Origin of the sequence: Acidovorax sp. ACV01 (assembly GCF_014851495.1) — a bacterium.
Classification (GTDB): Bacteria; Pseudomonadota; Gammaproteobacteria; order Burkholderiales; family Burkholderiaceae_C; genus Acidovorax; species Acidovorax radicis.
On the sequence record NZ_JACUZT010000002.1, the window covers coordinates 374,707 to 387,478 of the forward strand.

Consider the following 12,772-nt stretch of genomic DNA (forward strand, 5'->3'; position numbering starts at 1 on the left):
TGATGGCCGCAAACTCCCATTTCCAGGTTTACGAGGAAAGACGAACCATGCAAATCGACAATATCCGCGTAGCGCGCAAGCTGTGGGGTGCGTTCATCCTGCTGATGCTGGCCATGCTCCTGATCTCCGGGTTCCAGCAGTACCGGGCCAACAGCTCCATGTCGAGCGCGATGGACCGGGTCATCGAGATCGAAGAGCGCATTTCTGCCGCCATACGCTGGCGGGGTGCCACCGAGACCGCCGTGAACATGGTGATGGGCGGTGCCGTCACCACCGACGCGGTGCTGGCCCAGCAGTACGATGCCAAGGTCAAGGAGATCATTGGCGGCATCAACAAGATTCAAGAGGGGATCGTGGCCGGTGCCACGGCGCCTGAGGAAAAAGCGGCGCTCGACAAGGTGCTGGCCGAACGCAAGCTGGTGCTGGCCGCCACTGCCAAGACCTGGGAGCTCAAGGGCGCGGGCGATGGCGTGGCCACCCAGCAGTTTGCGGACAACGAACTCACCCCCATGGTCGGGCGCTACCTCAAGGCACAGGACGAGTTTGTCGCCGTGCTGCAAAAGCGCCGCGACGAGATCCGGGCTGAGACCACGCAACGGCGCGTTGCCTACGCCATCCAGGGCCTGGTGGTGTCGGCCGTGCTGATTGTGGTGGTGCTGCTGCTGGCCTGGAAGCTGGTGCGCTCCATCACCGTGCCATTGGACGAGGCGGTGGAAACCATCGACGCCATCGCTGCCGGCGACCTCACGCGCGAGCTGCAATCCACCCGCAAGGACGAGTTCGGCCACATGCTGAGATCCCTGTCGGCCATGTCCACCCGCTTGCGCGGTGTGGTGAGCGAGGTGCGGGTGGGTGTGGATTCAGTCTCGTCGGCTTCGATCCAGATCGCCAACGGCAACCACGACCTGTCGGCCCGCACCGAGCAGACCGCCTCGAACCTGGAGGAAACGGCCGCCAGCATGGAGGAACTCACGGCCACGGTGAGCCAGTCGGCCGACACGGCACGCCAGGCCAACCAGCTCGCGGGCACGGCGGCCCAGGCGGCGGCACGCGGCGGCGAAGTGGTGGGCCAGGTGGTCACCAGCATGCAGCAGATCACCGACAGCTCGCGCAAGATCAGCGACATCATCGGCGTGATCGATGGCATCGCCTTCCAGACCAACATCCTGGCGCTGAACGCCGCCGTGGAAGCCGCCCGGGCGGGCGAGCAGGGCCGGGGCTTTGCGGTGGTGGCCAGCGAGGTGCGCAGCCTGGCCGGGCGCAGCGCCGAGGCCGCCAAGGAGATCAAGAACCTGATCAGTGCCTCGGTCGAAAACGTCGAGTCGGGCTCTGCCCAGGTCGCGCAGGCGGGCCAGACCATGGGCGAGATCGTGGCCAGCGTGCAGCGCGTGAGCGACCTGATTGGAGAAATCACGGCATCCTCCTCCGAGCAGCGCGACGGGATCGCCCAGGTCAACCAGGCCGTGACGCACCTCGACCAGATGACGCAACAGAACGCGGCGCTGGTGGAAGAGTCCACCGCCGCCGCAGCCTCGATGCGCGACCAGGCCCAGCGCCTGGCTGAGGTGGTGGCGGTGTTCAATGTGGGCGCGATGGCGGTTCGCGCACCGGCAGCGCCCCGCCCGGCACCGGCGGCGGCAGCACGGCCCGCGCCAGCGGCCAGGACAACCCTGGGCAACAAACCCGCAACCGCCAAGGCGCCACAGCCCCTCAAGGCTCCCCAGGCCCCCAAGGCCCCTGTAACGGCCCGGCTGGCGTCTTCGGCCCCCTCCCCAGCCCGCCGGCCCGCCGCTGCGCCGGCACCATCGGCCACGCCCGCAGCACCGGCGCCCCGGGCTGTGGCCAAAGGCGGGGATGACGACTGGGAAAGCTTCTGAAGATCGCTGAGCGTGGCGAAGGTTTGCTATAAAAATAATAGCTAAAAGCGCTTTTCCATTCGGCGCTAGAGGCCAAAAAGCCTCAAAATTTTTTTTTGCACCACGCCCCCAAGGCAGCCCCGGCTGCCTTTTGTTTTGTTTTTTTGTGTATGACGAAAGGACCTGCCCATGCCCTTGGTCAACATCCGCCTTGCGCGCCGCGACCTGCCCACCACGGCAGCCCAGAAAGCCGCCTTGATTGCGGGCGTCACCCAGCTCATGCAGCAGGTGCTGGACAAGCGCCCTGAAACTGTCACTGTCATCATCGATGAGGTGGACCCGGAGAACTGGGGCCAGGGCGGCGAGCCGGTCACGGTGATCCGCCAGCGCAACAAGGGCCCTGCGCAGGCCTGAGCGGGGTGGGGCCTTGCCTTAGGAGTCTGTCGGACTTGGAAATCGTCGGCTGCAAATTGACCTCAGCGGTCCATTTTCCACCGTCTTTTTGCCCCATAGCTCGGCTATGGGGCTGCAAATCCGGCAAAAACTGTCCTCGCTGGGGCCAATTTTCGCTTCGACGCTCCAAGTCCGACAGACTCCTAGATCTGAGCCCCCTCGACCAGAAACTGCACCTTGCGCTCGCCCTTCCACTCGTTCACATCGAGCCGGAAGGCCAGCAGCACGCGTGCGGGCAGCTGCTCGGTGTGGCCGAACCAGATGGCGTCCACCGGGTTGCCCTGGTGCATGAGCTTGATCGACAGGTGGTTCTTGGATTCGCCCACCAGGCGCTGGCTCACGATCTGCACTTCTTCGCTGAAGGTGGGGGGCGCAAAGCCCTGGCCCCAGACCTCGTGGTGCAGGGTGTCCACCATGTCGGCGCGGCAGTATTCCGGGGCCAATGGGCCGTCGGTCTCGATGCGGCGGGTGAGCGTGGCGGCGTCCAGCCACTCCTGCGCCACCTGGGCCAGGGCGCGCTCAAACACCTCGAACGCTTCTTCGGCCACCGTGCAGCCCGCCGCCATGGCGTGGCCGCCAAACTTCAGCAACACGCCCGGGTGGCGCTTGGCCACCAGGTCCAGCGCATCGCGCAGGTGAAAGCCGGGGATGGATCGGCCGGAGCCCTTGAGCTCGTGCTCCTTGCCTGGTGCGCTGCTGGCCGCAAAGACAAAGGTGGGGCGGTGCAGCTTGTCCTTGATGCGGCTGGCCACGATGCCCACCACGCCTTCGTGAAAGTCGGGGTCGAACACGCTGATGGCCGGGGGCGGCTCCTCGTCTTCCTGGAACAGGCTCTCCGCCATCAGCATGGCCTGGTCGCGCATGCCGCCTTCGATCTCGCGGCGCTCGCGGTTGATGCCGTCGAGCAGGCCCGCCAGCTCGGCGGCGCGGCCCGCGTCGTCGGTCAGCAGGCATTCGATGCCCAGCGTCATGTCGGCCAGGCGGCCTGCGGCGTTGATGCGGGGGCCTAAAGCGAAGCCAAAGTCGAACGTGGTGGCTACCGGTGCCTTGCGGCCGGCGGCGGTGAACAGCGCAGCCACCCCGGCGGGCATCTGGCCTGCGCGGATGCGTTTCAGGCCCTGGGCGACCAGGCGGCGGTTGTTGGCGTCGAGCTTGACCACGTCGGCCACGGTGCCGAGCGCCACGAGCGTGAGCAGTGGGTCCAGCTTGGGTTGGGTGGCCGCATCAAAAACACCGCGCGCCCGTAGCTCGGCCCGCAGGGCCAGCAGCACATAAAACATCACGCCCACGCCAGCCATGGACTTGCTCTCGAACGTGCAGCCCGGCTGGTTGGGGTTGACGATGGCGTCGGCCACCGGCAGCTCGGGGCCGGGCAGGTGGTGGTCGGTGACGACGACCGTGAGGCCCAGCGCCTTGGCCTCGGCCACGCCATCCACGCTGGCGATGCCGTTGTCCACGGTGATCAGCACATCGGCGCCGCGCTCGGCCACGCGGCGGGCGATGGGTGCGGTGAGGCCGTAGCCGTCGGTCACGCGGTCGGGCACGAGGTAGTCCACGTGCTGCGCGCCCAGCAACCGCAGTCCGCGCACGCCCACGGCGCAGGCGGTGGCACCGTCGCAGTCGTAGTCGGCCACGATGACGAGGCGCTTGTTCTGCGCCATCGCGTCGGCCAGCAGGCGGGCGGCGGTGTCGATGCCTTTGAGGCCTTTTTCACCGCTGGGGGGCAGCAGGCGGCCCAGGCCGTCGTCCAGTTCGTCCTTGGCGCGCACGCCGCGTGCGGCGTACAGGCGGGCCAGCAGCGGGTGCACACCGGCCTGCTCCAGCGCCCAGGCGGCGCGGGGGGGAATGTCTCTTGCTACTATTTTCATAGCTTCTCGCGCATGTCTGTAAAGCGCTGGGGCCTGAAAATGCTTTGAAAACGCTGGGCCAGCGTGCGGGGCGCGCTGTGGAAGGCCAGCGCATTGCGCTCGCCGCACAGTGTCAGCAGCACGGGCGCGCCGCCTTCGGCTTGGCGCAGCAGGTCGGCCACTGGGCCTGCGTCCAGCGCAGTCCAGGCGGCGGCCCAGGTGCGCCAGTCCTCGTTCAACGCCGCGTCGCGCAACGTCGCCGGCACCGTCGGCGCAGTGGTGGCGGAGGGCGCGGGCGCAGGCAGTGGGCCGGTGCCATGCACCCAGAACGAGTTGATCACCGGCAGCCCGCGCGCCGAGCGTTCGTCATTGAAGGCGTGGGTGTAGAGCAGCATCTGCATCTCGCTGTGCAGGCGGTGCAGTGTGCGGGCTTGTTTCACATCCGGCATCCAGGCGCGCACGTCGCGCTGCAGCACGCGCTCCAGCGAGGCGGTGGCAAGCTGGGCAAACAGCGGGCCGCTGGCCAGCCAGCGCGTGGGCTGGTCGTAGTGCAGGGTGATGCCGTCTTCGGCAAACCAGGGCGACACGATAGCCAGCAGCGCGCGCGATGCGGCCTCGTCCAGCGAGAGGTGCTCGGGGTTGCGCAGCGTGACATGGTCGGTGCTGACCTGCCACTGGCAGGGGGTGACAAACGCCCAGGCATCTCCGTTGGTGGAGAGGTCTTGCTGTTGCCGGTGCCACGCAGCCCAGGGGATGCGGCCGTCATCAAAGGGCAGGCTCAACGCTCGGGCCAGGGCGCGTTCGTGGGGGGCGGAAAAGCTGGTCTCCTCGCCGCTGTCACTGTGGGCGGGGTGGGGGCTGAGCCGGGCCAGAAGCCGGTCCAGGTGGGGCAGGGCGAGTTCCTGCAGGGCTTGCTGGCATCCCGGGGAGGCGCTGGCGGCGTAGGGAATGAGCAAATGGGTGGTGTCCGACATGGGCCTATTGTCCGGGATGCCACAATCTGCCCCGGCCCGTGCCCGGCATTCCGCTGGAGCACAAGGCCTTCTTTCCTTATCCATGCAAATCCCCTACGAACTGGCCCTGGGCTGGCGCTACACGCGCGCGGGCCGCGCCACGCGGCGCAACGGCTTCATCTCGTTCATCTCGGGCGTGTCCATGCTGGGCATCGCACTCGGGGTGGCGGCGCTCATCATCGTGTTGTCGGTGATGAACGGCTTTCAGAAGGAAGTGCGCGACCGCATGCTCAGCGTGGTCTCGCACATCGAGATTTTTGCGCCCCAGGGCGCGGCGCTGCCCGACCCAGCGCGCACGCTGGCCGAGGCCAAGCAGAACCCCAACGTGGTGGGCGCGGCGCCGTTCGTCGCGGCGCAGGCGCTGCTGGCGCGCGGCGAGGACATGAAGGGCGCGCTGGTGCGCGGCATCGACCCGGCGCTGGAAGGCGCCGTGACGGACCTGGCCGCCACTAACGAAAAAACGCTCAACCTGCTGGTGCCCGGCGAGTTTCGCGTGGTGCTGGGCGGTGAGCTGGCCCGCGCTTTAGGCGTGCGCGCTGGCGATGTGGTCACCCTGATCGCGCCCGCAGGCCAGGTCACCCCCGCCGGGGTGGTGCCTCGGCTCAAGCAGATGACGGTGGCAGGCACCTTCGACTCGGGCCACTACGAATACGACTCGGCCCTGGTGCTGCTGCACCACGAGGACGCGCAGCGCATCTTCCGCCTCGAAGGCCCCACGGGCGTGCGGCTGAAGCTCAAGGACTTGCACCAGGCGCGTGAGGTGGCCCAACAGCTGGCGGGCAGCCTCAGCGGCCAGCTGCTGATCCGTGACTGGACCCAACAAAACCGCACCTGGTTTGCGGCTGTGCAGCTCGAAAAACGCATGATGTTCATCATCCTCACGCTCATCGTGGCGGTGGCCGCGTTCAACCTCGTCTCCACCCTGGTGATGACGGTGACCGACAAACGCGCCGACATCGCCATCCTGCGCACGCTGGGCGCGAGCCCCAAAAGCATCATGGGCATCTTCGTGGTGCAGGGCGCCATGGTGGGCGTGATCGGCACAGCCGTGGGCCTGTTGCTGGGCCTTGGCATTGCGCTCAACATCGACGTGATCGTGCCCGCCATCGAGAAAGCGCTGAACGCGAGCTTCCTGCCCAAGGACATCTACCTCATCAGCAAGATGCCCAGCGAGCCGCAAAGCAGCGACATCCTGCCCATCGGCATCATCTCGCTCGTGCTGGCCTTTGTCGCCACCCTGTACCCCAGCTGGCGCGCCAGCCGTGTGAACCCTGCCGAGGCGCTGCGTTATGAGTGATCAGAAAGTTGGAGTGGTGGTACTGGAGGCCAAGGGTCTCACCAAGCGATTCACCGAAGGCCGCCTCGACGTGACGGTGCTCAAAGGCGTGGACCTTCAGATCCATGCCGGGGAAACGCTGGCCATCGTCGGCGCGTCGGGCTCGGGCAAGAGCACGCTGCTGCACCTGCTCGGCGGGCTGGATGCGCCCACGGCAGGCACCGTGCGCCTCAAGGGCGAAGAGATGTCCTCGCTGTCGGCAGAGCGCCAGGGCCAGCTGCGCAACCAGCACCTGGGTTTTATCTACCAGTTCCACCACCTGCTGCCCGAGTTCAGCGCGCTGGACAACGTGGCCATGCCGCTGCGCATTCGCCGCCTGCCGCTGGCGCAATGCCATGCCGAGGCCGAGCGGGTGCTCACCTCCGTCGGTTTGAAAGAGCGCCTGATGCACCGGCCGGCCGAACTGTCGGGCGGCGAGCGCCAGCGCGTGGCGATTGCGCGGGCGCTGGTCACGCGGCCCGCCTGTGTGCTGGCCGACGAGCCCACGGGCAACCTCGACCGCAGCACGGCGGATGGGGTGTTTGACCTGATGCTGCAACTGGCGCGTGACCAGGGCACGGCGTTTGTGATGGTCACGCACGATGAGTCGCTGGCCGCGCGCTGCGACCGCGTGGTGCGGCTGGTGCTGGGGCGGTTGAGCTAGAGCACCGCCCCCTTGGCGCCACCGCTGCGCCCGGGGATGCGGGCCGGGGCGCGGCTCAGATACCGAGAATCTTCTTGGCTTCGGCCAGGGATTTCATCGAATCGTCGTGTTTGCCCGCCTTGTGGTGCGCTTCGCCGTCGGCGCGCAGCTGTTTGACCTTGGCGGCGTTGTCTGCCGTCAGGCTCGGGTTGGTGGCCAGCTTGGCGTCGATGGCTTTCATTTCATTGGGGCAGTTATGGGCCATGGCGGTGCCGGCGGCCGTGGCGACGAGCACAAGGGCGCAAGCCCGGATCAAAGAACGCATGGATGTCTCCTGGTTGGGTCGTCGTGTTGACGAACATGCTTGCTGGTTACATCACCCTCCCATACCACCACACCGACAGCGCCGCAGCCAGCAGGGCCAGCGCTGCGCCCGCCAAGGCGAGCAGGGCGGAGATCTCGGTCTCCTTCTTTTCCACCGTCAGCCGTGAGCTGAGCGTTTCGTACACCTTCTTCAAATCCGCTGCGGTGGCCGCGTGGAAGTATTCGGCGTTGGTGCGCGTGGCCACGGCCTTCAGGGTTTCTTCGTCCAGCCGCACCCGCATGGACCAGCCTTCAAAGCCGATGGTCTCCCCCGCCACCGTACCCACGCCCACGGTGTACACCCGCACCCCCCGGTCGGCTGCCCACTTGGCGGCCTCCAGCGGGTCCACGCCGGTGGTGCGCTGGCCGTCGGTCAGCATGATGATGGCGGCCGAGGTGTAGGAGCCGGGTGCCACGGGCGTGAACGCCTTGGCCGGGTCTTGTTTGCCGATTTCGTCGATGGGCTTGGGGCGCATGGCCTGGCGGCCGCCCAGGGCGGAGATGTCGATGCCCGCGTCGGGGAACAGCGTGGCCAGCGACAGCATGATGCCGTTGCCCGTGGCGGTGCCGCGCTGCAGCTGGAAGCTGTCGATGGCTTTCACCAGGTCTTCGCGACTCTGGGTGGGCAACTGGGCCAGCTGGGCGCTGCCGGCAAAGGCCACGATGCCCACGCGCACATGGCGCGGCAGCTCGGCGATAAAGGCTTTGGCGGCGTTTTGCGCAGCGGTGATGCGGTCGGGCTCCACGTCGGCGGCGCGCATGCTGCCCGAGACATCCATGGCCAGCATGATGGTCTGGTCCTGCGAGGGCAGCGTGATGACGGCGAGCGGGCGCGCGGCGGCCAGCAGCAGCGCCACCAGGGCCAGCAGGAACAGCGCGGGAGGGAGGTGGCGGCGCAGGTTCTGGCCTGGGCCCATGGCCTCGCGCACCAGCGACAGGCTCGAATAGCTCAGCGCTGTTTTCTTGCGCCGGTGCAGCAGCCACCAGTACAGCAGCACCAGCAGCGGCACGACCAGCAACAGCCAGAGCAGGGTGGGCCAGAGAAAAACCATGGTGTGTTCCTTCGGGCGGGGGTGCGGTTCGTTCAGGCGGCGCGCTGTGCCGGGTCTGCCGCACGGGAGGTAGAGGCTCGGGACGTGCGCACCCGGCGCTGGCGCAGGTCCATGAAACGCAGCAGGGCGTCGACCAGGTCGTCGTCGGTGCACAGCTCCAGCGTGTCGGCGCCCGCGCGGGTCAGCCCTTCGCGCAGCGCCGCCTCGCGCTCGGCCGTCAGGTGGGCAAAGCGGCGGCGAAAGCCCGCGTCGTGGGTGTCCACCTGCAGTTGTTCGCCGCTTTCGGCATCGTGCAGCGTGATGAGGCCCACATCGGGCAGTTCCAGCTCCAGCGGGTCGAGCAGGCGCACTGCGACCACGTCGTGCCGCTGCGCGAGTTGGGCCAGGGGCTTTTCCCAACCGGGTGCACTGATGAAGTCGGACACCACGAAGACGGTGGAGCGGCGGCGCAGGTTGGCCAACCCTGTTTGCAACAAACGATGCAGTTCTGTGGCGCCTCCGCCGGGTTTTGATGTGCCGGTGGTAGGGGCGGGCGGCGTCAACAGCCGGTGCACCAGATGCAGCACATGGGCGCGGCTGTTGCGAGGTGGTAACACCGCATCCACGGCGCGGGCGGGTGCATTGCCTGCGCCGTAGAGCATGGCGCCCACGCGGTTGCCGTGGCGTGTCAGCAGCCGCGACAACACGGCGACAAAGCCGGTCAGGATGTCGCGCTTGGCGTTGCCCTGCGGGCCGAAATTGATGGACGGGCTCAGGTCGAGCAGAAACCACGCGGTCATCTCGCGGTCTTCGGTGAACACGCGCACATGGGGCGTGTTCAGGCGCGCGGTCACGTTCCAGTCGATGTGGCGCACGTCGTCGTGCGGCTGGTATTCGCGCAGGTCGGCCAGGTCCAGGCCGCTGCCGCGCATCAGCGTGCGGTAGTCGCCCTGCAGCAGGCCGTCCAGGCGGCGGATCACCTTCCACTCCAGCTCGCGCAGCAGCCGGTCCGCCTGCCCGGGCAGTGTGGGCAGGGTGTGGACCGTGGCGGAGGTTTCAGGCGGCTTGCTGTTCATGGCGGGGGCTCAAGCGGCTTTTTGCTCGTGGTGCAAAGGGCGCGCGGGCGCCGGTATCTTGGCCATGATGCGCTTGACGAGGGCATCGGCATCCAGCCCTTCGGACAGCGCTTCGTACGACAGGGCGATGCGGTGGCGCAGCACGTCGGCCGCCAGGTCGGTCATGTCCTCGGGCAGCACATAGTTGCGCCCGCGCAGCATGGCCAGGGCCTGGGCGCCCTCGGCCAGGGCAATGGTGGCGCGCGGGCTGGCGCCGCAGCTGATGTAGCCCGCCAGGTCCTTGAGGCCATGCCGCGTGGGCTCGCGGGTGGCGGCCACCAGTTTCACGGCATATTGCAGCATCGACGGGTCCACATACACGGTGCGGCACTCGGCCTGCAGCGCCGCCAGCTGCGCCGTGGTGGCCACGGGCAGCACCTGCACGGGCAGGTCGAGTGCACGCTGGGCGATCACAAATTCTTCTTCCTCGGTGGGGTAGCCCAGCAGCACCTTCATCATGAAGCGGTCCACCTGGGCTTCGGGCAGTGCGTAGGTGCCTTCGGTCTCGATGGGGTTTTGCGTGGCCATCACCAGGAAGGGCTCGGGCACCTTGTGGGTTTCGCCCGCAATCGTCACTTGGCGTTCCTGCATCACCTCCAGCAGGGCGCTTTGCACCTTGGCGGGCGCGCGGTTGATTTCGTCAGCCAGCAGCAGGTGGGTGAAGACGGGGCCCAGCGTGGTGCTGAATTCGCCGGTCTTCTGGTTGTACATGCGCGTGCCCACCAGATCGGCGGGCACCAGGTCGGGCGTGAACTGGATGCGCTTGAAGCTGCCCTGAATGGTGCAGGCCAACGTCTTCACCGTGAGCGTCTTGGCCAGGCCGGGCACGCCTTCGACCAGCAGGTGACCCTGGGCGAGCATGGCGACCATGACGCGTTCCAGAAAACGGTCCTGGCCCACCACCACGCGTTTGACTTCGTAGAGCACCTGTTCCATCAGTGTCGCGGTGTTCGTTGTGGATTCCATGGGTTTCCTTCCTTGTCAGTGATCAACGACGTGCAAACTGTTCCAAGCTCACGCGGCGGGCGCGGCCAAGGCGGGGGACACCGAGCAAGGGCCGCCGCGATGTGCAGATGTCGCCTCCGCTCCGTGTGAGGGTTTCGTCCCCCTTGAGGGGGAAGGCGCGAAGCGACTCAGAGGGTGTTTCATACTAAAACGGCGGCATGCCCACGGCCGACGCCGCGTTCTCGATGGGCACCGCAAAGCCGATACCGATGAAGGTGCGGGCTGAAGTGGGGTTCAAGATGGCGGTGACGATGCCTACCACCTCGCCATCGAGCGTGACCAGCGGCCCACCAGAGTTGCCTGGGTTGGCTGCAGCATCGAACTGGATGAGATTGCTGAGCTGGCGCTTGCCTTCGGGCGAGGTGAATTCGCGCTTGAGGCCCGAGATCACGCCCGCTGAGGCCGACGGCCCGATGCCAAACGGGAAGCCCACGGCCACCACGTGATCGCCGGGGCGCAGGTCCTGGGTGGAGCGCAGCGGGGCTGCGAACAGATCGTCGGGCACCTTGTGGGCCTGCAGCACGGCCAGGTCGTTCTCGGGCTGGGCACCCGTGATGCTGGCGGTGGTTTCCAGGCCGTCGTGGAAGGTGATGGCAATGCGGTCCGCGCCCGCCACCACGTGCAGGTTGGTCAGGATGACGCCTTTGTCCACAATCACCACGCCCGTGCCGATGCCACGTTCCACCTCTTCCTTGCCGTTCTTGCTGCGGCTGTAGCCCACCACGCGCACGATGGAGGGCGAAATCGCTTCCACCGCACGGGCGGCGGCGGAGGGCGGGGTGGTGGTCTCCAGCGTGCGCAGCACAGCGGCGTCAATGTCTTCCTGGGTAATCCGGTGGGCAGTGGGGCGCTGGTGCAGCCACAGGCTGTAGAGCAGCAGCGTGGCCAGCAGCGCGATCAGTGCCCAAAGGGCGTGCAGATGGCTCCGCGAAAGGTTTGCACTGGCCGCTTGGGTGGTGGGCGAGGTGGGCGGGTTGGGCAGGGTGGCGTCCATGCCGGCCGCTGGCTGTGCGGTGGGCGCAGGCGCCTGTTCAACCGGCTCCGGCGGGGAGCGGCGGGTGTGGCGGGAGCTGCTGTAGAGGGCGGGCCGGGGCATCCTGTCACCTTTTCTACGGAAGACGCCGCGAGACGGCGCACGGTTTTCACGTTAGCACGGATCGCCGCAGAGTGCACTGGCAAGGTTTCAGGACTGAGGGCCTGATGGGGCATCATCGCCCTATGACTGTCTGGATCGATACCCATTGCCACCTGGATGCGCCGGAGTTTGACCCTGACCGCGATGCCGTGCGCGCCGAGGCGCGGGCCCAGGGCGTGGCCCACTGTGTGATTCCGGCGGTGGAGCGAAGCAACTGGGCCACGGTGCGGGCGTTGGCCCACCGGCACGGCGACAGCTATGCGCTGGGCATTCACCCCCTCTACACAGGGCGCGCGCACGACGCGGATCTGGAGCTGCTGGCGCAGGAGCTGGTGCAGCACCGGGCAGACCCGCGCCTGGTGGCTATCGGAGAGATTGGCCTGGATTTTTTTGTGCCCGGCCTGGACGCTGCCCGGCAAGAGCGGTTCTATCGCGTGCAACTGCAGCTCGCACGGCGGTTCGATCTGCCGGTGATCCTGCATGTGCGCCGCTCATCCGACCGGCTGCTCAAGGGCCTGCGAGAGCTGCCGGTCCAAGGCGGCATCGCCCATGCCTTCAATGGCAGCCTGCAACAGGCGCAGGCGTTCATCGCCCTGGGTTTCAAGCTGGGGTTTGGCGGTGCGATGACCTACGACCGGGCGCTGCAGCTGCGCCGCCTGGCGGCAGAACTGCCCGCAGAGGCCCTGGTGGTGGAGACCGATGCTCCTGACATTCCTCCCCATTGGTTGTATGCCACCGCCGCCCAGCGCGCTGAAGGCCTGGCCCAAGGGCGCAATGCACCCGGCGAGCTCCCGCGCATTGCCAACGCATTGGCAGAGGTGCGTGACCAGCCGCGGGAGGTTTTGGCGGGCATCACCTGCGCCAATGCGCTGGGGGCACTGCCCCGGTTGCAAGCGCTGGTCTCGTTTTGAGAACCTGTTCACGATCTCCCGCGATATCGTGAACAGGTTCTGAGCCATCAATTGGTAGGTTTTTAGGAGGCCAGCGCTTTGTGGT

12 protein-coding genes are annotated in these 12,772 nt (G+C 67.1%); 5 read left to right on the plus strand and 7 right to left on the minus strand.

Annotated elements, in window-relative coordinates:
• Positions 1 to 47: 47 nt before the first annotated feature.
• Positions 48 to 1,877: a methyl-accepting chemotaxis protein gene (locus tag IB243_RS06265; protein WP_192425809.1), complete on the plus strand. Its 1,830-nt coding sequence runs from the start codon at positions 48 to 50 to the stop codon at positions 1,875 to 1,877.
• A gap of 168 nt (positions 1,878 to 2,045) precedes the next feature.
• A complete protein-coding gene (locus IB243_RS06270) occupies positions 2,046 to 2,270 on the plus strand; it encodes a 4-oxalocrotonate tautomerase family protein (RefSeq protein ID WP_057226547.1) in 225 nt (74 codons plus the stop codon).
• Between the two features lie 182 nt (positions 2,271 to 2,452).
• Here the strand turns inward: IB243_RS06270 and recJ are convergent, their stop codons facing one another.
• Together recJ and IB243_RS06280 are read right to left on the minus strand one after the other, a co-directional pair.
• Positions 2,453 to 4,177 carry a single-stranded-DNA-specific exonuclease RecJ gene (gene recJ / locus IB243_RS06275; RefSeq protein ID WP_192425811.1) on the minus strand — a complete coding sequence of 575 codons (1,725 nt, stop codon included), beginning with the start codon at positions 4,175 to 4,177 and terminating at the stop codon, positions 2,453 to 2,455.
• Positions 4,174 to 5,130: a phosphoglycerate mutase gene (locus IB243_RS06280; protein WP_192425813.1), complete on the minus strand. Its 957-nt coding sequence runs from the start codon at positions 5,128 to 5,130 to the stop codon at positions 4,174 to 4,176. Before IB243_RS06280 ends, recJ begins: the two co-directional genes overlap by 4 nt.
• Before the next feature lie 82 nt (positions 5,131 to 5,212).
• On the opposite strand from IB243_RS06280, the gene IB243_RS06285 reads away from it, so the two are divergent.
• A complete protein-coding gene (locus IB243_RS06285; RefSeq protein ID WP_010463389.1) occupies positions 5,213 to 6,466 on the plus strand; it encodes a lipoprotein-releasing ABC transporter permease subunit in 1,254 nt (417 codons plus the stop codon).
• Positions 6,459 to 7,148, plus strand: a complete 690-nt coding sequence (gene lolD, locus IB243_RS06290; protein ID WP_192425815.1) for a lipoprotein-releasing ABC transporter ATP-binding protein LolD — start codon at positions 6,459 to 6,461, stop codon at positions 7,146 to 7,148. The genes IB243_RS06285 and lolD overlap by 8 nt, the downstream gene beginning before the upstream one ends.
• Before the next feature lie 55 nt (positions 7,149 to 7,203).
• On the opposite strand, the gene IB243_RS06295 is transcribed toward lolD, so the two are convergent.
• The 5 genes from IB243_RS06295 to IB243_RS06315 all read right to left on the minus strand — a co-directional run bounded on the left by IB243_RS06295 (position 7,204) and on the right by IB243_RS06315 (position 11,737).
• Positions 7,204 to 7,452, minus strand: a complete 249-nt coding sequence (locus IB243_RS06295) for a hypothetical protein (protein ID WP_010463393.1) — start codon at positions 7,450 to 7,452, stop codon at positions 7,204 to 7,206.
• A gap of 46 nt (positions 7,453 to 7,498) precedes the next feature.
• Positions 7,499 to 8,542: a VWA domain-containing protein gene (locus IB243_RS06300; protein WP_057226559.1), complete on the minus strand. Its 1,044-nt coding sequence runs from the start codon at positions 8,540 to 8,542 to the stop codon at positions 7,499 to 7,501.
• 32 nt (positions 8,543 to 8,574) lie between these two features.
• The gene (locus IB243_RS06305) at positions 8,575 to 9,597 is read right to left on the minus strand and encodes a DUF58 domain-containing protein (RefSeq protein ID WP_192425817.1); all 1,023 of its coding nucleotides are present in this window, start codon (positions 9,595 to 9,597) and stop codon (positions 8,575 to 8,577) included.
• A gap of 9 nt (positions 9,598 to 9,606) precedes the next feature.
• Positions 9,607 to 10,602: a MoxR family ATPase gene (locus IB243_RS06310; RefSeq protein ID WP_010463399.1), complete on the minus strand. Its 996-nt coding sequence runs from the start codon at positions 10,600 to 10,602 to the stop codon at positions 9,607 to 9,609.
• Between the two features lie 184 nt (positions 10,603 to 10,786).
• A complete protein-coding gene (locus tag IB243_RS06315; protein ID WP_192425819.1) occupies positions 10,787 to 11,737 on the minus strand; it encodes a S1C family serine protease in 951 nt (316 codons plus the stop codon).
• 122 nt (positions 11,738 to 11,859) lie between these two features.
• Between IB243_RS06315 and IB243_RS06320 the strand changes: the two genes are divergently transcribed.
• A complete protein-coding gene (locus tag IB243_RS06320) occupies positions 11,860 to 12,687 on the plus strand; it encodes a TatD family hydrolase (protein ID WP_192425821.1) in 828 nt (275 codons plus the stop codon).
• The last annotated feature ends 85 nt before the right edge of the window (positions 12,688 to 12,772 follow it).

Bases quoted from the DNA above. Each gene is read 5' to 3' on its own strand.
- IB243_RS06300 (WP_057226559.1), bottom strand. From the start codon at position 8,542: ATGGTTTTTCTCTGGCCCACCCTGCTCTGGCTGTTGCTGGTCGTGCCG.
- IB243_RS06285 (WP_010463389.1), top strand. From the start codon at position 5,213: ATGCAAATCCCCTACGAACTGGCCCTGGGCTGGCGCTACACGCGCGCG.
- IB243_RS06280 (WP_192425813.1), bottom strand. From the start codon at position 5,130: ATGTCGGACACCACCCATTTGCTCATTCCCTACGCCGCCAGCGCCTCC.
- IB243_RS06315 (WP_192425819.1), bottom strand. From the start codon at position 11,737: ATGCCCCGGCCCGCCCTCTACAGCAGCTCCCGCCACACCCGCCGCTCC.
- IB243_RS06310 (WP_010463399.1), bottom strand. From the start codon at position 10,602: ATGGAATCCACAACGAACACCGCGACACTGATGGAACAGGTGCTCTAC.
- recJ (WP_192425811.1), bottom strand. From the start codon at position 4,177: ATGAAAATAGTAGCAAGAGACATTCCCCCCCGCGCCGCCTGGGCGCTG.
- IB243_RS06320 (WP_192425821.1), top strand. From the start codon at position 11,860: ATGACTGTCTGGATCGATACCCATTGCCACCTGGATGCGCCGGAGTTT.
- IB243_RS06305 (WP_192425817.1), bottom strand. From the start codon at position 9,597: ATGAACAGCAAGCCGCCTGAAACCTCCGCCACGGTCCACACCCTGCCC.
- IB243_RS06270 (WP_057226547.1), top strand. From the start codon at position 2,046: ATGCCCTTGGTCAACATCCGCCTTGCGCGCCGCGACCTGCCCACCACG.
- IB243_RS06295 (WP_010463393.1), bottom strand. From the start codon at position 7,452: ATGCGTTCTTTGATCCGGGCTTGCGCCCTTGTGCTCGTCGCCACGGCC.
- lolD (WP_192425815.1), top strand. From the start codon at position 6,459: ATGAGTGATCAGAAAGTTGGAGTGGTGGTACTGGAGGCCAAGGGTCTC.
- IB243_RS06265 (WP_192425809.1), top strand. From the start codon at position 48: ATGCAAATCGACAATATCCGCGTAGCGCGCAAGCTGTGGGGTGCGTTC.